Source organism: Hymenobacter glaciei, assembly GCF_039539585.1.
Taxonomy (GTDB): domain Bacteria; phylum Bacteroidota; class Bacteroidia; order Cytophagales; family Hymenobacteraceae; genus Hymenobacter; species Hymenobacter glaciei.
Genome location: NZ_BAABDK010000001.1, coordinates 436482 through 458917, shown reverse-complemented (window position 1 = coordinate 458917; position 22436 = coordinate 436482). Strand labels below are relative to the sequence as shown.

Annotated in this window: 20 protein-coding genes; 18 read left to right on the top strand and 2 right to left on the bottom strand. The window is 60.4% G+C overall.

All coding sequences use genetic code 11. From position 1 onward, the window contains the following. Position 1: 1 nt before the first annotated feature. From ABD837_RS02085 to ABD837_RS02015, 15 genes are all read left to right on the top strand, one after another. Positions 2-361 (top strand): hypothetical protein, encoded by a 360-nt coding sequence (locus tag ABD837_RS02085; protein WP_345049702.1) that lies wholly within the window; start codon positions 2-4, stop codon positions 359-361. A gap of 102 nt (positions 362-463) precedes the next feature. After that, a complete protein-coding gene (locus ABD837_RS02080) occupies positions 464-3601 on the top strand; it encodes an SWIM zinc finger family protein (protein ID WP_345049700.1) in 3138 nt (1045 codons plus the stop codon). An 87-nt stretch (positions 3602-3688) separates the two neighbouring features. After that, on the top strand, positions 3689-4774 hold the full coding sequence (locus ABD837_RS02075) for an ATP-binding protein (protein ID WP_345049698.1): 1086 nt from the start codon (positions 3689-3691) through the stop codon (positions 4772-4774). Beyond that, positions 4774-5103: a hypothetical protein gene (locus ABD837_RS02070; RefSeq protein WP_345049697.1), complete on the top strand. Its 330-nt coding sequence runs from the start codon at positions 4774-4776 to the stop codon at positions 5101-5103. The genes ABD837_RS02075 and ABD837_RS02070 overlap by 1 nt, the downstream gene beginning before the upstream one ends. Next, positions 5100-5798, top strand: a complete 699-nt coding sequence (locus tag ABD837_RS02065) for a DUF1963 domain-containing protein (protein ID WP_345049695.1) — start codon at positions 5100-5102, stop codon at positions 5796-5798. Before ABD837_RS02070 ends, ABD837_RS02065 begins: the two co-directional genes overlap by 4 nt. 64 nt (positions 5799-5862) lie before the next feature. Continuing rightward, complete coding sequence (locus ABD837_RS02060; protein WP_345049692.1) at positions 5863-6567, top strand: SMI1/KNR4 family protein; 705 nt, start codon at positions 5863-5865, stop codon at positions 6565-6567. Beyond that, positions 6564-7289, top strand: coding sequence for a hypothetical protein (locus tag ABD837_RS02055; RefSeq protein ID WP_345049691.1), 726 nt, complete (start codon positions 6564-6566; stop codon positions 7287-7289). The genes ABD837_RS02060 and ABD837_RS02055 overlap by 4 nt, the downstream gene beginning before the upstream one ends. A gap of 185 nt (positions 7290-7474) precedes the next feature. Further along, positions 7475-8104 carry an SMI1/KNR4 family protein gene (locus ABD837_RS02050; RefSeq protein ID WP_345049689.1) on the top strand — a complete coding sequence of 210 codons (630 nt, stop codon included), beginning with the start codon at positions 7475-7477 and terminating at the stop codon, positions 8102-8104. A 26-nt stretch (positions 8105-8130) separates the two neighbouring features. Beyond that, positions 8131-8613 carry a hypothetical protein gene (locus tag ABD837_RS02045; RefSeq protein ID WP_345049687.1) on the top strand — a complete coding sequence of 161 codons (483 nt, stop codon included), beginning with the start codon at positions 8131-8133 and terminating at the stop codon, positions 8611-8613. A gap of 121 nt (positions 8614-8734) precedes the next feature. Then, complete coding sequence (locus ABD837_RS02040; RefSeq protein WP_345049684.1) at positions 8735-9280, top strand: prolyl hydroxylase family protein; 546 nt, start codon at positions 8735-8737, stop codon at positions 9278-9280. Between the two features lie 88 nt (positions 9281-9368). Beyond that, entirely contained in the window at positions 9369-11708 is a 2340-nt protein-coding gene (locus ABD837_RS02035) for a DUF5682 family protein (protein WP_345049681.1), read from the top strand. 4 nt (positions 11709-11712) lie between these two features. Further along, positions 11713-12198, top strand: coding sequence for a hypothetical protein (locus ABD837_RS02030; RefSeq protein ID WP_345049679.1), 486 nt, complete (start codon positions 11713-11715; stop codon positions 12196-12198). A 47-nt stretch (positions 12199-12245) separates the two neighbouring features. Then, positions 12246-13355, top strand: a complete 1110-nt coding sequence (locus ABD837_RS02025) for a VWA domain-containing protein (RefSeq protein WP_345049676.1) — start codon at positions 12246-12248, stop codon at positions 13353-13355. 120 nt (positions 13356-13475) lie between these two features. After that, complete coding sequence (locus tag ABD837_RS02020; RefSeq protein ID WP_345049673.1) at positions 13476-13847, top strand: hypothetical protein; 372 nt, start codon at positions 13476-13478, stop codon at positions 13845-13847. A 65-nt stretch (positions 13848-13912) separates the two neighbouring features. Next, positions 13913-15904, top strand: coding sequence for an AAA domain-containing protein (locus ABD837_RS02015; RefSeq protein WP_345049671.1), 1992 nt, complete (start codon positions 13913-13915; stop codon positions 15902-15904). Positions 15905-16110: 206 nt separating this feature from the next. Here ABD837_RS02015 and ABD837_RS02010 read toward each other — a convergent pair whose 3' ends face one another. Together ABD837_RS02010 and ABD837_RS02005 are read right to left on the bottom strand one after the other, a co-directional pair. Beyond that, positions 16111-18276 carry a S9 family peptidase gene (locus ABD837_RS02010; RefSeq protein WP_345049668.1) on the bottom strand — a complete coding sequence of 722 codons (2166 nt, stop codon included), beginning with the start codon at positions 18274-18276 and terminating at the stop codon, positions 16111-16113. Positions 18277-18386: 110 nt separating this feature from the next. Further along, positions 18387-18542: a hypothetical protein gene (locus ABD837_RS02005; protein ID WP_345049665.1), complete on the bottom strand. Its 156-nt coding sequence runs from the start codon at positions 18540-18542 to the stop codon at positions 18387-18389. Positions 18543-18859: 317 nt separating this feature from the next. Here ABD837_RS02005 and ABD837_RS02000 point away from each other — a divergent pair, with 317 nt between their 5' ends. The 3 genes from ABD837_RS02000 to ABD837_RS01990 all read left to right on the top strand — a co-directional run bounded on the left by ABD837_RS02000 (position 18860) and on the right by ABD837_RS01990 (position 22436). Further along, the gene (locus ABD837_RS02000) at positions 18860-21049 is read left to right on the top strand and encodes a catalase (RefSeq protein WP_345049663.1); all 2190 of its coding nucleotides are present in this window, start codon (positions 18860-18862) and stop codon (positions 21047-21049) included. A 244-nt stretch (positions 21050-21293) separates the two neighbouring features. Further along, positions 21294-21809: an FKBP-type peptidyl-prolyl cis-trans isomerase gene (locus tag ABD837_RS01995; RefSeq protein ID WP_345049661.1), complete on the top strand. Its 516-nt coding sequence runs from the start codon at positions 21294-21296 to the stop codon at positions 21807-21809. A 336-nt stretch (positions 21810-22145) separates the two neighbouring features. Further along, positions 22146-22436: a SemiSWEET family sugar transporter gene (locus ABD837_RS01990; RefSeq protein ID WP_345049659.1), complete on the top strand. Its 291-nt coding sequence runs from the start codon at positions 22146-22148 to the stop codon at positions 22434-22436.

Here is a 22436-nt window from a genome sequence, read left to right as displayed (position 1 = left end):
CATGTCGGCCACTTTTCCGTTTCAGCTCGCTCCTGCCCCGCCCCCCATTTCGCCCGAGTACCAATTAGTCATTTTTGCCGATGTGGGCGGGCTGGAGGACTACTACGCCCTGTTTCAGCACTTTGGATTTGGGGGAACGGCGGCTTCGTGGGCCGAGCACCTCGAGACCATTGTGGAAGAGCATTGCCCCGCCCTGCTCGATGAAATGGAATTTGCTGAAAGCGGCACTTCTTTCGTGGCCTACGCGAGCAGCCCGGCCATTGCCGAGCAGTTTCTGGCCTGCGTACTGCCCTATTTCGGTACGCTGCCGGCCCTGCGCAAGTACCTGGGCCTTGCTGACCCGGACGATTTCTTCGCCTAAACGGCGGGGTGAACAATCAGAAAGCTGATGTAGCTTGACCTGCCTTTCGCGCCCGTGCTTTGTTGCGAGCGGGCCTTACTTTTGGTGCCTACCCAGCCCCGCATGATTTCCTTCACCGAAGCGCAGGCCCTCGCCCTCATCACCGACCCCGGCACCCTCAAACGAGGCCAGGAATTGCTAAAGCCCACCAAATGGGCCAACCTGGGCCGCACCGACATTTCTGCCTGGGGCGATTGCGCCGGCAGTGGCAGCAAGCCCTACCTCACGGGCATCGACCTGACCGAACCGGCTTTCAAGTGCAGCTGCCCCAGCCGCGTTTTTCCGTGCAAGCACGGGGCGGGCCTCTTGCTGCTGATGGCCCGCCAGCCCGAGCTTTTTGGAAGCAACACCCCACCAGCGTGGCTGAACGAATGGCTGGAAAAGCGCCAGCAAACCCAGGAGAAAAAAGCCGAGAAACCTGCTCCCAAAGCGCTTAAAGCCGTCGCCGTATCTGCCGATGCGGAAACGCCGGGCTCCGCGCCTGCTTTGGACGGGCCAACCGAGAGCGATGGCACGGATAAAAGCCTCGTAGCGGCCATACCAGCCGTTGACTCGAAACGCCTGGGCCGCATGGCGGCGGGCGCTGAGGAGCTGGTGAGCTGGCTCGAGGACCTGCTGCGCGCCGGCCTGGCCGCGCTCGATAAGCAGCCGGCTACGTTTTGGGAAAACCAGGCCGCTCGCCTGGTCGACAACCAATTGCCGGGCCTGGCCAGTACCGTGCGCGAGCTGGCCACCCTGCGCCACGCCCACGCCGACTGGCCCATGCGCCTGCTGGGCCGCCTCGGCGAGCTGTATTTGCTGGCGCGGGCCTTCTTGAACCTGCCTCGGCTCGGCGCCGACGCGCGGGCCGACGTGTTGCAGCAAGTAGGCGTCAACCTGAAGAAAGAAGACCTGATTGCCACCGCCGAGCCTGTAGCTGACTCCTGGCGGGTGCTGGGCCAGCTCCGTTGGGAAGAGGAACGCCTCACGGCTCGCCGCACGTGGCTGCATGGCTACAAAACCGGCCATACGGCACTCATACTCGAATTTTCGTTCGGTGGCCAGCCGTTCAGCACGCCGTTTATTCCGCACGGCAGCTACCTCGGCGAGCTGGCCTACTACCCCGGACTGCTGCCGTTGCGGGCTGCCCCGGTCAACATGAAGTTTGATGGTACGGTGCCGGGCTCTGTGGTGCCGGCGGGCCAGCCTATCAGCTACTTGCTGGATGAGTACGCCAGTGCCCTGGCCCGCCAGCCCTGGCTGCGCGAGTGGCCCGCCACGCTCACGCAGGTACTGCCTACACCGTTGCCCGACGGCCGCTGGCTGCTTCGCCACGCCACCGAACCGCTGGCCCTGCCCCTGCCCCTGCGCTTCGCCGACGAAAACCTACCCTGGCAGTTGTTGGCCGAAAGCGGCGGGCAGCCCATTACCCTTTTCGGCGAGTGGGATGGCGACGCATTCCGGCCTTTAAGCAGCTGGAATCAGGCCGAGGTAGCCGCGGGCACGCCCTCTCCCACCCTCACTGTCACCAGCACAGAATCGCCTGGGGAAGTAAAGCATGTGGATGCTCCTTCATCGATAGGCTCGTCCAAGACGCAAGGCTTGGAGAATGAGGTGAAGCCAGAACAGCTCCTGCGCGTGGCCCTGCTGGGCACGCGCCAAAGCGGCGAATCCATCCCCGCCTTTCCGGCCCGGGCCGATTCGCCGGAGCAGCAGCTCCTGCTGGCAGCCGGCACGCTGGCTCTGATTCGCAAGGCGGGCCACCAACCCGCCCGTCCCGCCGGCCCAGGCCTTGCGCCGGCGCCGCCCGAACTGCTCCCAGTAATTGGCCCCAAGGGGACTGACTATCTCCATCAGATGCTTGTCAACGGTCTGCACCAAGAGCTGCTGCCCGACTACCTGGCCCGCCTCGCCGGCCGCGACCGCCTGGTGCCGCCGGCGTTACTGGTGCCGCTGCTGCAGTATGCTGCCCATTCAGCCGACACGCGGGCCGTGCTGGGGCCGGTACTGGGCTACCGGGGCCACTGGCTGGCGGGCCTGCACCCCAACTGGACCAAGCTGGCCGATAAAATAATTGCCCACGACCATGCGGAGGCCACCGCGGCCACCTGGGAAACCGGGACGCTGCCCCAACGCCTGGCCTGGCTGAAAGAGCATTTCGGCCGCGCGGCCAACGAGGCCCGCGCCTTGCTCCTGGCGGCGCTGCCCACCGAGCCCGCTAAAGCGCAGGAAGCCTTGTTGGAACTACTGGGGCAGCATTTACACCCCGACGCTGAGCCCGCGCTGGAAGCCCTGCTGAAGGCTCGGGGGCAGGAAGTACGCCGGCTGGCCGCCGAGCTGCTGGTGCAGCTTCCCGGGGCGGCGCTCCAGGAGCGGCTGTGGGCGCGGGTGGCACCGCTGCTCAGCAACCGACGTGGCCTGTTGGGCTTGGGCAAGGTTACTTTGGAAATCAATCTGCCCGAGACCTGGGACAAATCCTGGCTGGCCGATGGCATCGAGGAAAAGAACTCCCACTTCACTTACCTGGCGCAGCCGGCCCAGCAGGCCACTACGGTGGGCGCCGGCGCGGCGCGCTTAGCCAACCTGCTGGCCTGGGTTCCTGTGGACCGCTGGCTAGGGCACCTGAAAGCAACTCCTTCCGAGCTGCTAGCCCAGGCACTGGCTTCCGAGTGGGCGGTGCCGGTGCTCTCAGCGTGGGCCGAAAGTGCGGCCATGCATTGCAGTCAGCCCTTTGCCACGGCCTTTTTGCAGCTGTGGCTGGCGGAGGGGCCGTACCTCGCGAAGACCGGCATTCGGCTTCCCTTGTGGAAACTCGTGGACCTGCTGCCCGCCGAAGAGCAACAGCGGCTGTTGGTTCCGGCGCTACTGCAGGGGCTCCGCGAGGCGGCGGGCACCTGGGAAACCGATTGGGAGAAGCTGGAGCAAGCCCGGGTACTGCCCGGTCCCTGGCCGTGGGCACTGGTGCAGGCGGCCATTGCGGTGGTAGCGCGCCACACGGCCGGCACCGCGCTGGCTTTACCCTACCTGCCCCGGGAGCGGCAGCGGTTCGGGCATTTTGTAAGCCAGACTCTGCTCGAAAAGCTGCCGCCTGCTAATGCCTCCGCCGCCCGGCAGCTACTGGCTGACATTCCCGATGCCCACGAGTTCTACCGCGAGCAGTTCGAGGCTTTCACCCATAAACTGAACTTCCGGAGCGATTTAGCGGCCTCGCTGAATGAGTGAATCAAAACGTGTTTTTAGCCCGCCATTAGTAGCATCCACCGGCCGGCCACCTGCCCAATATTCTCCAGCCTTCATACCAAACAAGCCATGACGCCTACCCTGCTCCGTCCCCACGCCGAAGACCTGTACGCTGAAGAACTCGCTGCGCTGCGCGCTACCGACGACCGCCCCAAGCCGCCCGGCTGGCACCTTTCCCCCTGGGCTGTGGTGACTTACCTGCTCGGCGGCAAGCTCGATAACGGCTTCGAAATCGAGCCCAAGTACATCGGCCAGCGGCGGCTGATGGAAATTGCCGTGGCTACCCTGGCCACCGACCGCGCTTTGCTGCTGCTCGGCGTACCCGGCACGGCCAAAAGCTGGGTGAGCGAGCACCTCACGGCCGCCATCAGCGGGCACACCAACCTGTTGGTGCAGGGCACGGCCGGCACCGCCGAAGACAGCCTGCGTTACTCCTGGAACTACGCCCGCTTGCTTGCCGAAGGCCCTTCGCTGGCCGCCCTGGTACCCAGCCCGCTCTACAAAGGCATGGAAACCGGCCAGCTCGTGCGCATCGAGGAGCTCACCCGCATCCCCAGCGACGTGCAGGACACCCTGCTCACGATGCTCTCGGAAAAGGTGTTGCCCATCCCCGAGCTGAGCACCGAAATCCAGGCCCGGCAGGGCTTCAACGTTATCGCCACGGCCAACGACCGCGACCGCGGCGTGAACGAGCTAAGCAGCGCCCTGCGCCGCCGCTTCAACGCCGTGGTGCTGCCCCTGCCCGCTACGTTGGCCGAGGAAGTGCACATTGTGCAAACCCGGGTGGCCAAGCAGGGCCAAGCCTTGCAATTGCCCGTGGAAGCGCCAGCGCTGGAACAAATCAGTCGCCTTGTCACCATCTTCCGCGAGCTGCGCCAGGGCGTGACCGAGAACGGCAAAACCAAGCTCAAGTCGCCCACCGGCACGTTGAGTACCGGCGAGGCCATTTCGGTGATGAACTCCGGCCTGGCCTTGGCCGCTTACTTCGGCGATGGCACCCTGCGCGCCCACGACCTGGCCGCCGGCCTCACCGGGGCCGTCATCAAAGACCCGGCCCCCGACCGCGTGGTCTGGCTCGAATACCTCGAAACCGTAGCCAAGGAGCGGGACGGTTGGAAGGATTTATACCGGGCGTGCCGGGAAGTGGTGGAGTAATGGATAACACTGACATTATTACCCAACTCCAGGAATTTGGGCCGTTGCCAGACGATAGGACTTCGGCTATCGACTCATATCCTCTACAGGAATTCGATGCACTTCTTCAGCAGCTAACCGAGCCCCTCGAACCACGCCACTCCCTTGCTTTAATTAATCTGGGTCCTCCGCGCGATGCCTCCACATTTGAAGTCGAATGGTCATTGATTCATGCAGCCGAGAATATATCCGCCGATGAATTGCAGAAAATTCTGCCATACGCTGATAATACAGAAGTCAAAAGGATAATTGAAATTCGTCTCAACAACTATTACAATAGCCCAAAATGAATCGTCTCGAAGCAGAGTTTAACATCATTCGCCTTATTCCCGACTCTATCCGGTATTACCCTGCTTCAGTAAAGATTCCACGCATACTGAAGCAGGATAATTTTATAAAACACACCAAAATGGATATTACTTTAGGTAAGTCCAGAGTTGGCGGACCGATTATAGATTTACCGAATGGAGTAGAATATCCACCAGACTTGTATTTTGCTTGTCAACTCGATTTAGCCCAAGTATCACCATTTGATACAACAGGACTACTCCCCAAGTCCGGACAGCTACTGTTCTTCACTGACCTTGACAAAGGCAAAGTGATTTACAGTGACTCAGCTAACATTGATTTAATCCGAACAATTAAGGAACATGAGGAACCCTTTTATGACGGAAGAATAATTGCAAATTGTAGCAATGAATCTGAAACGCTAGCGGAGAGATTTGACCCTTCCTTGATTGAGGATGAAGGTGACACTGGATGGGATTACTTCACTGGCAGTGAAAAATCAAAGGTTTTTGGCATTTACACACATTGCCAATTGGAACAAGAAGAAATTGAGGAAATAACTTTTTCTTCAAAAATCATTCTTCTCCAAATAGGTGAAGACTTCACAGAAGAGGGGGTTCTGAGTGTTTTGATTGAGCGAGAGGATTTGCAAAATCTTGTTTTCGACCATTGCCAATTTGCTTGGGGCCAATCATAATTGCCTAATCATAAAATCTTTTCACGCTCCTCGGCTAACCTAGTTCCCTTTCACACAGCACCTCATGCCTGACGCAATCGCCTCCATTGAGCGCCACTATGATTTTGTGCTGCCAGACCTTTACAAACGGCTCTACCACGACGGGATGTTGGACTGGTTTCTTGATGGGGGTTTTCCCAACCACGACTGGTACAAGAACATTTTTCCTCGCCTGCGGCAAAAACCACCAATATTGCTTTTCGCGCAGGATTTCGAGTTGTACGCCCCCGAAACCGTGCCGACGCTGGACCTGAGCGAAGACTGGGGTACTGCCCACGGGTTTGTGCCGCTGGGCCATACCGGCGGGGGCGACTTGTATGCCTTCTGCCTCACCCTCGCTACCGACGGCGAAACGCCTATCACGCTCTCCCTCCACGACGATAATAAAACCACGGTGCTGGCGCCCTCTTTGGAAGGCTTCATTTTCCGCGAAATGCTGGACAGGGCCACTTCCTTCGACGAATACGCCCAGGAGGGCTACGCTGGCTTTGAAGAGCTGCGGGCTGATTTGCAGCGCGCGGTGCAGTCCATCAGTCCTTATTTGCGCCCGGCGTGGGGTTCGTTGCTGGCCGAGGTGTACGCCCGGCCGCTGGGGCAGGAAATAATAGTGCTCCCGCGCCGCCAGTATACCGTGGATACGCTGTTGCCGAGCACCGAATTTGAGGCCATTGTGGCCCGGGAAATCGGGTTTGCCCAGTTGAATACCACCTTTGAGCACCTGGCTGAATGACTAGCACGCCATACCCTGATGACGCCGCGGTAGGATTGGATGAACGTTGGCACGCCTTCTTCTACTCGCTGTGCCAGGTTCATGAAGTTCCCGGCCTGCCAGCCGGACTGGCGCTGCCGGTCCTCTCCACCAATGGGTTGTGGTACGATGACGCATTTGCCACGGCCGATGCTTCGTCTCAGTTTACCGTGTTTCAGCTGGTAGATGGGCGACTGACGTTTAGCGGCGACCCGCGCTTGTTCCGGGGCCACGCCGCGATAGCCGCATTTCGGGCGCAACTTGAAGCCGACTGGGTACAGCACGAAGCGCAGTATCTGGCGGCCACCACTGCAGAGCAGCTGCTGAGTTCGGCTACGATGCCGGCGCTGCCAGCGGCTGAAACTGGCCTGGATGCAGGTTACTACTTCGAAACGTTTCGCAGCTTTCGGTACGTGCGGGCACAGTTTCGGCGCACCGGCCGGTTTCGCAGCATTAATGCCTGGCTACGGGGATGGAAAGAAGAACCAGGCGCCTTCTTTTTGCCTGCCTCTCACCCAGATTTTCGCGCTGCCCATGAGGAAGCGCTGGTGAACCAGGAGTATGTGCTGCCGGGCTTCGACCTGCCCCGCTTGCAGCCCGTTGGCCTGGCTCCCGCGTCCCCTTATTTTACCGACGGCAACTCCACCCTGGTCTACTTTGACTCGGCCCAGCAGCGGCTCGTGCAGGTTAACCAGTATTCTTGAGAAGCGAGAACAGGCCCACCATTAGCATAGAGGCTGGTTGTGCGTTGTGCAGATTAGGCATTGCTCTTTGCAGACGTCACTGGGCTCGGTGCAGCACATTTGATGCAGCAAGCCACTGATGTTCCATCTGGCAGGCAACGCTGGTAAACGCATACGAGTCGCAGTATCCTATTCCTACTCTGCTTATGGTCACCGAGTCCCTGAGTTCTATTGAAAACTGGTTGGCGAGCCACGCCCCGCGCATTCTCAACGAAAGCCTAAATCCCGGAGCCCTCGAGAGCGAGCTGGCCGAGTTGGAAGCAGCAATTGGCCGGCCGCTGCCCGACGATTATCAGGCGCTTTACCGCTGGCACAACGGACTGAACTGGGAGGCTGACAACAACGGCAGCTTCTGTTACGGCATGTCCTTTTTGCCGCTGGCCGAAGTGCTGGCGGGCTACCGCTCGCAAGCCGCGCAAACCCTTACCTCGCCCCTGCTGCAAGCCGCACCCACACTCAAACCCGAGGTGTTGCAAAACCCACTGTGGCTACGATTGGGCTTCGATGGCTCGCACGGCTGGCTGTGCCTCGACCTCGACCCAACCCCGACTGGCGACTACGGGCAGGTCATTTATCTCGACGAAATAGACGAAGTGGGATTTCGCGTGGCGGCCTCCGTGGCTGAGCTGCTCAGCACCTTCGCGCACGACCTGGAGCAGGGCCTTTACCAGCTCGATGAGGAGGCCCTGGAAGATGAGGACGAGTTTCTGGTACCCCAGCCGCTTATAGATTTGAACAATTGGGAGCAGGCCAACCGGTGGCAAAACGCCTTGTAACTACATCACCATAAAGCACCCAGCCAATGATAACACATCCATATTGGGGAAATGTAGAAGAAGACTGGGCCGGCATGAGCGCCGAACAGCAGGTTGTGCTGCCGGGCGTTGAGCAGCTTATTTCGGTTTTTCTGGGCGAGGAGCTGTTTGAGGAAGACGAGGAATACGACGTTTCGGCCGCACAGCTGGACGACTATGCGGCCACCTTTCTGGCATTTGTAGCGGAGGCACCGCGCCTGATGGCTGACTTCCGCGAGCAGGCCTTTGCGCGCTATCAGAAGCTATATGCACGCCGGTACGAAGATGCTGCGGTATCCGGGGCGACGCCGCTAAACCTGACCAGTGCCGACCAGCACGCCAGCTACCTGCAAAAGTGGAGCATGCTGCGCGTGACGGAGCAGCAAACCATTCGGCTAACACTACACTACGACCTGGACATTGAGCACGGCTTGGAAGCCAAATTCGTAAACAACGTGCTGGTCGAGCTGGGCGCCAGTGCCGAAACTTAACACCAGCAGGCCCTGTGATAGTAAAACTAGCTGGCCGCTATGCCGCCAGCCTGCTTGCCGAAGTAGCTACCTACACTCATCATCGCAATGCCTGATTGCGCCGTTCCTTACCCGCCTCCTTATGTACCTGCAACGCCTCTCCGATTCCATCTTCGAAATCACCGATTTCCTGTCTTCGGCCGAATGCAGCGAGCTAATTGCCCGCAGTGAGCAGCTTGGCTACGCCGAGGCGGGCGTGGCTACTGGCGCAGGCTCTCAGCTTATTAAGGGTATCCGCAACAATTTTCGGTTGGAGTATTCCGATGCAGCGTTGGCCGATGCGCTCTGGCTCCGCGCCCAGCCGTTTCTGCCCACTGAGCCCGATGGCGCGCCGGCCGTAGGCGTTCACGACCAGTTCAGGTTCTACCGCTACGATGTGGGCGAGCGGTTCAACAAGCACAAGGACGGTCGAATTCGGCACAGTACCGAAATTGCCAGCCGCTGGACATTTCTGCTGTATTTGAATGATGACTTCACGGGTGGCGAGACGGAATTTGAAACCCTTACCGTGGCCCCCCAGCGGGGCGCGGCGCTCTGCTTCCGGCACGAGCTGCGCCACAAAGGGTGCTCCGTAACCCAGGGCCGCAAGTACGTGCTTCGCACCGATGTCCTCTACCTAGGCGAATAGCCCCGCCACCTCCTCTTACTTATTCGGTATTTTCGGGTAGCCTTGTTCTCTGAATTGCACCCGAATCCTTCTGCCATCCTCTTCCGCTATGCCCACCGACCTCCGCCTCTTCGGCATTCGCCACCACGGCCCCGGCAGCGCCGCCAGCCTCGTGGCGGCGCTTGATGCTTTCCGGCCAGATATCGTGCTGCTGGAGTGCCCCGCCGATGCCGAAGCAGCTCTGGCCACTGCTACCCACCCGGAGTTGCGGCCGCCAGTAGCCCTGCTGGTGTACAACCCCAAGCAGCAAGGGCAGGCCTCGTTCCTGCCGTTTGCCGAGTTTTCGCCGGAGTGGCAGGCGGTGCACTGGTGCGCCCGCAATGGCACGCACGTACGCTGCATGGATTTGCCGATGAGCCTGCGGTTTGGGATGGCAACCCCACCCCCTAGCCCCCTCCCCGGTGGGGAGGGAGAACTAGTTTCTAGCACTAGTTTAGAAAGCCCTCTTGAATCTGATTCAGACGACAACCAAAATTTAGAACCAGCAACTAGTTTCCCCTCCCCACCGGGGAGGGGGCTAGGGGGTGGGGTTGACGCGGAGGACGAAATCCTGCAAACCGACCCGGTGGCCTACATCGCCCGCCTGGCCGGCTACACCGATTCCGAGCAATGGTGGGAAACCCACCTCGAACACGCGCCGGGCAATGCCGACACTTTCGCCGTGGTGCTGGAGATGATGACGGCTCTGCGCGAGGAATTGCAACGCCCCGAAACGGAGGAAACCCTGTTCCGCGAGGCCTTTATGCGCGAAACCCTGCGTACTACCCTGGCCCAGGGCTACCCGCGGGTGGCGGTGGTGTGTGGGGCTTGGCACGCGCCGGTGTTGCAAACCGACCTATTCAAAAAGGAAGACAAAGCGCGGCTGAAAGGCCTGAAGAAAGTCCCCACCGAAACCACCTGGATTCCGTGGACTTACGAGCGGCTGTCGTTTAGCTCGGGCTACGGGGCGGGCGTGCTCTCGCCGGCCTGGTACGAGCTGCTGTTTGCCCAGCCCCGCGCCGAAGTCCTGACCCACTGGATGGTACAGGTCACCCGCCTGTTGCGCGGTCAGGACATGGACGCGTCCTCGGCCCACGCCATTGAGGGTGTACGGCTGGCGGCGGCCCTGGCCACCGTGCGCGGGCTGGCGCTGCCGGGCATCGATGAACTGCAGGAAGCCGCCGTGGCTATTCTGGGCGGGGGCTACGCCGAGCCGCTGGCCCTCGTGCACAAGGAACTGGTGATTGGCGTGAAGCTGGGCGAAGTACCGGCTGGCTTGCCCGCCACGCCCTTGCAGCAGGATTTAATGCAGCAGCAGAAGACGTTGCGCCTCAAGCCTTCAGCCATGCCCAAGCCGCTCGACCTCGACCTGCGCCAGCCGGCCCAGCTCGACCGCAGCCACCTGCTGCACCGCCTGCGCCTGCTCGACATCAACTGGGGCGAGCCGGAGGAAGTGGCCGGCAAAAGCGGCACCTTTCACGAAATTTGGACGCTGGAATGGGAGCCCGAAATGGCCCTGGCCGTGATTGAAGCCGGCCGCTGGGGCAACACCGTGCTGGCCGCTGCCGTAGCGCGCGCCACCGCCCGCGCCGCTGAAGCCACCAGCCTCGAAGCTGTGAGCACCCTGCTCGAACACGCCCTGCGCGCCGACCTCGGCCCGGCCATTCCGGCGCTGGTGGCCCGACTCGAAACCATCGGGGCCGGCACCCGCGACGTGACGCACCTGCTGGCCGCGCTGCCCCCGCTGGCCCAGGTGCTGCGCTACGGCAACGTGCGCCGCACCGACACGCAGCAGGTGGCCCAGGTAGTGCAGCATCTGATGCCGCGCCTGTGCATCGGCCTGCCGGCTGCCTGCGCGGGGCTCGATTACGACGCCGCCAAGTCGCTTCTGGAGCGCATCGAAGCCACTCACCAGGCCATTCGGCTGCTGCAGAACGACGCCCACGAAGCCGACTGGTACGCCGCCCTGGCCGCCGTGAGGTGCAACGCGGCCACCAACGGCCTGCTGGCTGGAGCTGCCGCCCGCTTGCCCTTCGACGCCCAACAGGCCGACGCCGCGGCCACGGCCGTCACCCTGGGGCTGGCTCTGGCTCCCGCTCAGCCCACCGACTACGCCACGGCCTGGATTGAAGGATTCCTGCGTGGCAGCGGGCTGCTGCTCATTCATCACCGCGAATTATTCGACCTGCTCGATACCTGGCTGGGCGAATTAAACGAGAACACCTTCCGCGAAATCGTGCCGCTGCTGCGCCGCGCCTTCACCGACTTCTCGCTGCCCGAGCGCCGGAAGATTCTGGAAATTGCGACTGCGGACGCCGCACCTGCAGCCACTTCGGAAGCCGATTTTGATTGGGAGCGTGGAATGCGGGTGCTACCGGGGCTGCAGGAGTTGCTGGGGTATAATTATTGACCATATGGTAACGCTGACCGACGCTTTAGCTCTTGCTCAAACTCATCTTATCGAGATGAATGAAGTTGCCCCTATTCACCCCAATTACCAGTATGGAACGAGCAAGCCAACCGAGTATGCTCACTGCTGGTACTTCGATTACAGCATTCAACCACGCTTAGATTTTCTACCCTGCAAGCGGGAAATGTTTGCTGGAGCCCCAGGCTTTACCGTCTCTAAACAAACAGCCGAATTGCATACCATCTCCTGGTATGAAATGCAGAAATTAGCGAAGCAATCAGCAATATGGCTTCATTGTGAGTTAACTGCTAAGGCGTTGCTAGGCACAAACCTCAGCTTAACCGTACTGCGTTCACATTTTCCGGTCGATTTACCAGAGTTGGTTGCGTTCAAGAAGGACTTGGAAAAGCTTGGCACTGATAAGCTGGCGAGAAAGGAAGTGCTGAAGGCTAAGCTGCTTCAATTAGCTGGCTTTTTTAATGTTCTGTGATTCACTATTTGCCTGCGTTGAAATAATCCACCGGTTTACCTACTAAGATGTCCACTACACCTTCCCGCTGGAAACTCGTTCTTGGCAGCGCTGCTGATGAGGCCAACTCGGTCCCAATGCCGCCCGACTATGGCCGCATGGACGACGTGCTTACCGCTCTCTACGACAGCGACAAGGATAACCGCAAGGTCGGCATGGGTGCCTCAGCGCCGCGCGTGAGCCGCTGGCTGGGCGACATTCGGGAGTATTTTCCCACCGAGGTGGTGGCTATCATGCAGCAGGATGCGATGACGCGCCTCGGCCTGAAACAGCTGCTACTAGAGCCCGAAATCCTGCGCACGGTGCATGCCGATGTGCACCTCGTAGGCACGCTGCTGACGCTGAGCCGCGTGATGCCGCAGAAGGCCAAGGCCACCGCCCGGGAAGTCATCACCAAAGTGGTGCGCGAGCTGGAAAAAAAACTCAGTAACCCGCTGCGCCAGGCCGTGCAGGGCGCCCTGAGCCGGGCCGTGCGCAACCCCCGGCCCCGCTACCACGAAATCGACTGGGGCGCGACCATCAAGGCCAACCTCAGGCACTACCAGGCGGCCCACAAAACCATTATCCCCGAGCGACTGGTAGGTTTCGGCCGGCGCGGGCAGGCGCTGAAGGAAATCGTGCTTTGCGTGGACCAAAGCGGCTCGATGGCCACGTCGGTGGTTTACGCGGGCATATTTGGGGCGGTGCTGGCTTCGCTGAAAGCAGTAAAAACCCACATGGTGGTGTACGACACGGCTGTGGTGGACCTCACCCAAAATCTCCACGACCCGGTAGACATCCTGTTCGGCGTGCAGTTGGGCGGGGGCAACGACACTCCTCTGGCGCTGCGCTATTGCGAGCAGCTTATAACCCGCCCCGCCGACACCATTCTCATTCTAATCAGCGACTTATATGAGGGCGCCGGCGAAGCTGAGATGATTAAGCGCGCCGCGGCCCTGAAAGCATCCGGCGTGACGGTGGTGGTACTGCTGGCCCTGAGCGACGACGGCGCCCCAAGCTTCGACCGCGGCGCGGCGGAGAAAATGGGGGCCTTGGGCATCCCCTGCTTCGCCTGCACGCCGGCCAGGTTTCCGGACCTTATGGCCAAGGCCATTCAGGGGCAGAAGCTGGAAGTGTAGGGCGAGCGCTACAAGAAAGCCAAGCTAACACCCGACCTTCGTGAATAATATGGTTACGATGTCACATATATGCACGGGCCTAATTGCTGCTGGACGCGACTTAAGAAACTCTGAGGAACAATGGAATCAGAAGCACTCCAGGAATTTTTCTGTACTGCTGTCGGCAATATCATTGCTGAACGGCCATATGGTCCTGGTGGCGCAGAAACCCGCTCGGGCACGAAGCATTTCCGCCCTGGTGCCAAAGTGTACATCATTGATTGGTTTCCAGGAATGTGCGAAGATGTAATCGTAATTGGGCACCACCGGAAGTCAAATCGTCCCATAAAGGCTATTATCAGGGCGAAATACCTCGAAAACCTTCGCGTGAAGAATTGTTACAGTTTGGCGGCTGTTCGTCTGATTAAAGAGCACCAAGCTCTTCAGCCTGCCCCCGAACTCACGCAGGAATTTGCTGAAACCCTCTGCCAGGTATTACCACACTGGCGGTAGGAATTAATAAATAATCACTTGTTACTGGTTGTTCGTATTCACGAACAAACCCAACCCGCTTTCTTTTGTCCGATACCACCCCCACTTTCGCCCCCGTCGACCCCTACGCCATCGAAAAAGAGCTACGCCAGGTGCAAGCTCTTATGAAGTTGGAGCAACAGGAAGACCTGGTGCAATTCAAGCTCAAAAACGCCAAGGCCAGCATCTCAGAGCGGCAGCAGCGCGGCCTCACCTGGTACCCCGTCACCATCACGCAGGAAGACATTGGCTTCGGCGGCAAGGTCGTCCTGGAGCTGGAGCGGCCCGCCGGCCAGCAGGGTCTGCACCTATTTCAAGTAGGTAAGAACGCGGCCCTCTTTGGCAACGTGCCCGGCCGCGCCGCCACCGACCGGCCCACGCTCAACGGCGTTATCACCAGCGTGCGGCGCAACAAGCTGCTGCTCGCCACCACCAAGGAAGACCTGCCCGACTGGGTGACCGAAGGCCACAAAATGGGCATCGACCTCACGTTTGACGAGGTCAGCTACCGTGAGATGGACTACGCCCTGGGCAAAGTCATGGGCGCCTACGGCGACCGCCTGGCCGAGCTGCGCGACATCCTGCTGGGCGCCAAGGAAGCCCGTTTCCGCGAGGAAAAAGCCACCGACCTCTTCTACCCCAGCCCGCTGAACGACTCGCAGCTGGCCGCCGTGCGCCACGTGCTGGCGGCCAAAGACGTGGCCATCATCCACGGCCCGCCCGGCACCGGCAAAACCACCACGTTGGTGCAGGCCATTCTGGAAACCATCCGGCGCGAGCGGCGCGTGCTGGTGTGCGCCCCCAGCAACACGGCCGTCGATTTGCTCACCGAAAAGCTGGCCGAGCGCGGCGTCAACGTCATTCGGATGGGCAACCCCTCGCGGGTTTCCGACCTGTTGCTGGAGCACACCCTCGATGCGCAGGTGATGAACCACAAGAGCTACAACGAGATGCGCTCGATGCGCCAGACCGCCGACCAGTACCGCGAAACCGCCAGCAAGCACGTGCGCAACTTCGGCTACGAGGAGCAGCAACAGCGACGAATGCTGAAGGAAGAAGCGCGGATGCTGTTTCAGCAGGCCGACGACTTGGAGCGCTACATCACCGAGGATTTGCTGGAGTCGGTGCAGGTGATAACGTGCACGCTGGTGGGCGCCAGCAACCGCAACATTCGCCACCTCACCTACGAAACGGTGTTTATCGACGAAGCTGCCCAGGCCCTGGAACCGGGCTGCTGGATTCCGATTTCGAAAGGCAGCCGCGTAATTCTGGCCGGCGACCACCACCAGCTGCCGCCTACCATTAAGAGCGACAAAGCCGGGGCCCTGCGCGAAACGCTGTTCGAGAAGGCCATCAAGCGCCAGCCTGGCACGGCCCGCATGCTCACGGTGCAGTACCGCATGCACGAGCAAATCATGCAGTTCAGCTCCGACCAGTTCTACGACGGCAAGCTGGTGGCCTACGAAACCGTGGCCCACGCCGGCCTCGATGCCTACGACCTGCGCTTCGCCCCCGACCTGCCCGTCGAATTCCTTGACACGGCCGGCTTCGGCTTCCTCGAAGTCACCATCCCCGAAAGCCGCTCCACCGCCAACCCCGAGGAGGCCGACCTGCTGCTCAAACGCTTGGCCCAGCTGCTGGAACCCTACGACCCCGCCGACCACGAGGAAGACCCGCTCAGCATCGGCGTTATCGCCCCCTACCGCGCCCAAATCAACTATTTGAAGGACGCCATCGAGGAAAACGACGAGCTCAGCGGCTTCATGCTGCACCGCCAGCTCAGCGTGGGTACCGTCGACTCGTTCCAGGGCCAGGAGCGCGACATCATCGCCATCACCCTCACCCGCAGCAACACCCACGGCGAAATTGGCTTCCTCTCTGACATTCGCCGCATGAACGTGGGCATGACGCGCGCCCGCAAAAAGCTGCTGCTCGTCGGCGACTCTTCGACGCTCAGCGCCCACCCGTTTTTCAAGGCGCTGATTGAATATGTGGAGCAAATCGGCGGCTACCGCACGGCCTGGGAGTTGCAGGATTAAACGTAGGCAACGGAGCAAGCGGTCAAGCCCCAGCGGGGCGACATATAGGTAGTAGAGCAGCAAAAGAACGTCAGAGCCCCAGCGGGGCGACATTCGCTGAACGAGTGTCGCCCCACTGGGGCTCTAAAACGCAATCGAAATTGCTTTACTACCGACATGTCGCCCCGCTGGGGCTTTTCGGGATTCTACTCCGCGAAACGGTTGGCTTACCGCCCGCCGGGCGGGCAGTTCTCCTTCAGGAACTTGGTATACGTAGCGGCCAGGTGCTTGCTGGTGCCCTCGCCTTCCGAGATGCCGTGGGTGCGGTTGGGGTAAGCCATGAGTTGGAAGGTTTTGCCGTTTTTCACCAGCTCATTTATCATCTGCTCGGCGTTGTTGTAGTGCACGTTGTCGTCGCCGGTGCCGTGGACGAGGAGCAGGTTGCCGCGCAGGTTTTTGGCGTGGGCCAGCGGTGAGTTGTCCACGAAAAAGTGCTTGTCTTCGGGCAGCAGGCCCATGTAGCGCTCCTGGTAGATGTTGTCGTAATTGAGCTGGTTGTCGACGGCGGCAATGGAAATGCCGGTTTTGTAAATCTTGGGGTACTGGAACAATAGGCTGAGCGTGGAGGAGCCGCCCCCGCTCCAGCCCCACACCGCTACCCGGCTGGTGTCGACCCAACTATTCTTGAGCACCTCGGTCGCACCCATGGCCTGGTCGCGGATGTTGAGCGCGCCGATGTTATGGTAGATGGATTTGCGGAACTCACGGCCGCGCGGGGCCGGGGCGCCCCGGTTCTCGATGGAGGCGTAGATGTAGCCGTCGTCGGCCATGCTGCCCTGGTAGAGGCGGTTGAAACCCGTGCCGAAGTTGTCGGTCACCGTTTGGCTGGCCGGCTCGCCGTACACCATGAACACGATGGGGTATTTCTTGGCGGGGTCGAAGGTGGTGGGCTTCACCAGCCAACCGTCCAGGGTCACGCCATCGGCGGTTTTCACCTGGAAAAACTCGACTTTGGGCACCTTCATCATCTTGGCCTGCTCCGGCGTTTCGCCGCCACTCAGGCGCTGGTGGGCCGGCAGGGCCACGACATCGGATACCGGGTAGCTGCTGGCGCTGCCGTAGCGGTGCAGGGCCACCTTGCCGTTGGGCGACACTTCGTAGCTGTTGGTGCCGCTGAGGCTGCTGGGAGTCACACGCTCGGCCTTGCCCCCTTTCAGCGGCACTTTGTAGAGGTAGCGCTGGGTAGCGTTGGTAGGCGAGGCCAGGAAATAGATGGTGCCGGTAGCCTCCGAAATGCTCTCCACGCTGATGACGTCGTAGCTGCCGGGCGTCAGCAGCTTCTCCTTGCCGGTGCGGTCTATCTGGTAGAGGTGGCGCCAGCCGTCTTTCTCGCTGGCCCACACAAAGCTTTTGCCGTCTTTCAGCCAGTCCCAGCCCACGGGCTCGTCCTTCGCATTCACCCAGGCCTTGTCGGTTTCGGTATAGATGGTTTTTACCGCACCGGTGGCAGCAGTGCACAGCATCAGGCGGCTTTCGTTCTGGCGGCGGTTCAGCTGCTGAATAATCAGCTCGTTGGGGCCGGCCCATTCCATGCGCGGAATGTAGTGCTGCACGGCATCGCCGGGCACGTCCATCCACTTGGTGGGGCCGCCGCTCACGGCCAGCACGCCTACGCGGCAGCGGCTGGGGTCTTCGCCGACTACGGGGTACTCCACCGGCACAGTGAACGGATAGAGCGCCTCCGTCGTGTTCAACATCAGGTAGTTGCGCGTCTTGGTAGCATCGAGCTGCCAGTAGGCCAGGTGCTGCCCATCGGGGCTCCAACGGAAGCCGTCGCGGCAGTCCAGTTCCTCTTCGTATACCCAGTCGAAGGTGCCGTTGATGAGCTTGTCGGTGCCATCGCTGGTGAGCTGGGTGATGGCGTGGTCGGCCAGGTTCTCCACGAACAGGTTGTGGCCGCTCACGTAAGCCACCTTGCTCCCATCGGGCGAGAATTTGGCAAACATCAGCGACGACTCGGGCCGGCCTTTGCCCAGCTGCGTGAGCTGCTTGGTGCCGGTATCGTACACCCAATAATCGCCGCGGGTGTCGTAGCGCCAAACTTTTTTGGTGTTGGTATTGAGTAGGATGCGGCGACCATCATCGGACAGCGCCACCCGACGCACGCCGAGCGGGGCCATCTGGCCCGCCGGCGTCAGCTGGCGCTTGCTGAGCAGCGTGCGCGCCTGGCCGGGCTGGCGGATGTCGAGCTGCACCACCGAATCGGGGCGCACCTGCAGGTAGCCGTAGCCGTCTTTGGTCCATTGGGTGCCGGCGTTTTGGGCCCAGGCGGCTGCCGTCAGCAGCGAGAAAGCCCCGGCAAGGCCTACCAGGCGGGCAAGGTATTGTGTCATAAAATAAAGCGGCGTTCAAAAAACGTAAGGTTGCGATACCAAAGCTACCCGGTTTTTACACTAAAAATCCCCACCAGCATGGGCTGAAGGGGATTCCAGTTGAAACGGCTCTAATACGGCGCGCCTTTCGCCGGCGTGTCGGTTTTTACCACGGCCTCCTTGCTCACGGCCTCGTCCTGCGTGCTGGAAGCGTTGGACTGGCAGGCACCCAGCAGGGAACTACTCAGCAGAGTAGCGGCCAGCGCGATAATTGAAAGGGTACGCATTGGGAAGTAGCTGGAAAGGAGTTGGTTTTAGGGAGAAACGTACCCTATATAGCGGTACGCGCTGCGCCAAAGCCAGGTAATCAGCCTTCTCCCAGCACAACCAGTTTTATCCGATGACAGCAGGCAAAAAACCGGCTTCACTCGCTAGATGCATGAATATCGTTCAGCTAGGCTCCTCACTATACGCACTGCAATAGCTGACATTCAAACAATAGCTGACTAACGCCCGGCAAAGCCGAAATTTTTCGCCGAAATAGGTTTAACTCCAATGCAGAACAACCGTTAGCAAAAGCTCATACTCTCTCTGATTACTTTCCATGAGCAAGAAACCAACAGCCAAGAAAACCCACGAGGATGCCGTGAGCACCGCCAAAACCGACGAGCTGGCCCAGAACCGCGAAGACGGCTACGGCCAGTTCCTGACTACCAACCAGGGCCTGCGCATCAACGACGACCAGAACTCCCTAAAAGCCGGCGAGCGTGGCCCCACCCTGCTCGAAGACTTCATTCTGCGCGAGAAAATTACGCATTTCGACCACGAGCGCATCCCCGAACGCGTGGTGCACGCCCGCGGCGTGGCTGCCCACGGCTATTTCGAAGCCTACGGCAACAACGCCAACCTCAGCCGCGCCGACTTCCTGCAGGCCGGCGTGCAAACGCCGGTGTTCACGCGCTTTTCCACGGTGGCCGGCTCGCGCGGCTCCTCGGATATGGCGCGCGACGTGCGCGGCTTCGCGGTCAAATTCTATACGCAGGAAGGCGTTTTCGACCTTGTGGGCAATAACATTCCGGTGTTCTTCATCCAGGATGCCATCAAGTTTCCCGACTTCATTCACGCCGTAAAGCCGGAGCCGCACAACGAGATTCCGCAGGCCGCCTCGGCCCACGACACCTTCTACGACTTCATTTCGACCAACCCCGAAAGCATGCACATGTTGCTCTGGGCGATGTCAGACCGCGCCCTGCCGCGCAGCCTGCGCATGATGGAAGGCTTCGGAGTGCACACCTTCCGGCTGATTAACACCGAGGGCAAGTCGCGCTTCGTGAAATTCCACTGGAAGCCGAAGCTGGGTGCTCACGCCGTGGCCTGGGAAGAAGCCCAGCAGATTTCGGGCAAAGACCCCGATTTCCACCGCCGCGACCTCTGGAACTGCATCGAAATGGGCGCTTACCCCGAGTGGGAGTTGGGCGTGCAGGTGGTGGAGGAAGAAGACGAGCGCAAATTCGATTTCGACATCCTGGACTCGACCAAGCTTATCCCCGAAGACCTGGTACCGGTGCAGATGCTGGGCAAAATGGTACTCAACCGCAACGTCGACAACTATTTTGCCGAAACCGAGCAGGTGGCCTTCCACCTCGGCCACGTGGTGCCGGGCATCGATTTCAGCAACGACCCACTGCTGCAGGGCCGCCTGTTTTCGTACACCGACACCCAGCTCACCCGCCTCGGCGGGCCGAATTTCCACGAGATTCCGATTAACCGTTCCATCGCGCCCATCCACAACGGGCAGCGCGACGGGCACATGCGCCAGACCATCAACAAGGGCCAGGTGGCCTACGGCCCCAACCTGCTGAACGACAACTTCCCCAAGCAGGCCAAGCTCAGCGAAGGCGGCTTCAACTCGGTGCACGAGCGCGTGGAAGGCCACAAAATCCGCCTGCGCAGCAAAAGCTTTGTCGACCACTACAGCCAAGCCAAGCTGTTCTGGAACAGCCAGTCCGATGCCGAGAAGATGCACATTGTGAAGGCCCTGCGATTCGATCTGAGCCACGTGCAGAAAGAGTTTGTGCGCACCCGCACGCTCGTGCAGCTGTCCCAAATCGACAGCGAGCTGGTGCGCCGCGTGGCCGAAGGCCTGGGCGTGGCCGTGCCCTCGGCCGAAGGCGTGCAACTCAACCTGCAAGTGGGTGCCGATGCCGACGCGGCCTCGCTTCAATCGAAGCCAGCAGCCGGCAACATTGGCAAAGACTCGGCCCTTAGCATGGCGCCCACGGCCAAAATCAACCAAGGTAAAACCAGCATCAAAACCCGTCACGTAGCCGTGCTGGCCACCGACGGAGCCAATGTCGCGGCCATCGGCGACCTGATGAAAGCGTTGATGGACCAGGGCGCGCAGGCTGCCATCGTGGCCACGCACCTGGGCACCATAAAGGGTTCGGATGGCAAGGAGCTGCTGGTGGACGGCACGTTCCATTCCACCGCTTCGGTGCTCTACGATGCCGTGTACGTGGCGGGCGGCGAGGCCAGCGTGGCTGTTCTGAAGCAGAATGCCGACGCGGTGCGCTTCGTGAACGAAGCATTCCGCCACTGCAAGCCCATCGCAGCTTCGGGCGCAGGCATTGAGTTGCTGAAAGCGGCCGCCTACCCCGGCGCTGAGGATATTCTGAACGCCGACGGCGTGGTAACCAGCCTGGACGCGCAGGTGGGCGGCTTGGCCCCGCAGTTCATCACCGCCATTGCTCAGCACCGCTTCTGGGGCCGCGAGCTGAAGGCGATGCCCGCGTAAGGCTATCTGGCAACCGGGAAGAACGTCATGCTGAGCGTAGCCGAAGCATCTTTACCGCAGCAGTAATTGAATTTTACAATCGCAGTAAAGATGCTTCGTCAAGCTTAGCATGACGTTCTGCTTTTTTAATGCTGGTCTCTGATAAATTCCGAATACGCCTACCGTTACCGGCAGAACTTCCTTTCTTTGTGCATCAGCTGCCTGAGTTGGCACTTTCTTCTCCCCCATCCCTTACTTTACTCTCATGGCTGCAATCAGCGATAAAAAAGTTGTCACCATCACCTACGACCTCAGCGTGACCGACGAAAACCAGGAAAAAGTATTGGTTGAATCGGCTGAGGCTGATGCGCCGATGGTCTTCCTGTTCGGCCACAGCGGCCTGCCCGAGGAATTTGAAGCCCAGCTCGACGGCAAAAACCCCGGCGACGAGTTCCAGTTCAGCCTCACGCCCGAGCAGGCCTACGGCGAATACGATGAGCAGGCGCTGGTCGAAATCCCCAAAGAAGTTTTCCTCATCGATGGCAAGCTGGACGAGGAAATGCTGCAGCCCGGCAACTTCCTGCCCATGGCCGACAACGAGGGCAACCACATGCAGGCTAAGGTGCTAAGCATCGGCGATACCTCCGTGCAGATGGACTTCAACCACCCGCTGGCCGGCATGGTGATGCACTTCCACGGCAAGGTGCAGGACGTGCGCGAAGCCACCGCCGAGGAGCTCGCCCACGGCCACGTGCACGGTGAAGGCGGCCACCAGCACTAACCTGAATTAACGGCTTGAAACGCCGGGTTTCAGTACGCTTGTCCTTACCCAAAACGGCGGTCGTTGCTCCGGTCCAACCGCCCTAGGCGGTCCGACCGGTTGGTGGCGGGACAAAACCGGGGGTTCTTCAACCGGTCGGACCGCCTAGGGCGGTCGGACCGGACCGGTCAAGTGCCGCCAGCAGGCAGGCAAAGCGTTTTGGGTAAGGACAAGGTTTAAGTACGCGGGAGCGGTTTGCCAGCTGGCAGGCCGCTCCTGTTTTTTTATGGCGCGGATGGGCGTTGCCGGTTGTAGGTTTACGGCCGTGCTTTCGCCCCTTTCTATTCCGTACAGCTCATGACTACCGTTTCGATAATTGGTGCCATAGCCGCCCTGCTCACCACGACTGCCTACGTGCCGCAGGCCTACAAAACCATCAAAACGCGGTCTACGGCCAGCCTTTCGCTGCCCACGTACATCATGCTCTTCATCGGCACCTGCCTCTGGGAGGCGTACGGTTTGATGCTGCACGATTGGTCCATCATCTTCACCAACCTCGTTTGCGGGCTGCTGGGCAGCGTCATCCTTTACCTGAAGCTAATTGAGAAGCCCGGCACCGACGCCGACGCCCCGGCGCAACCGCAGTAG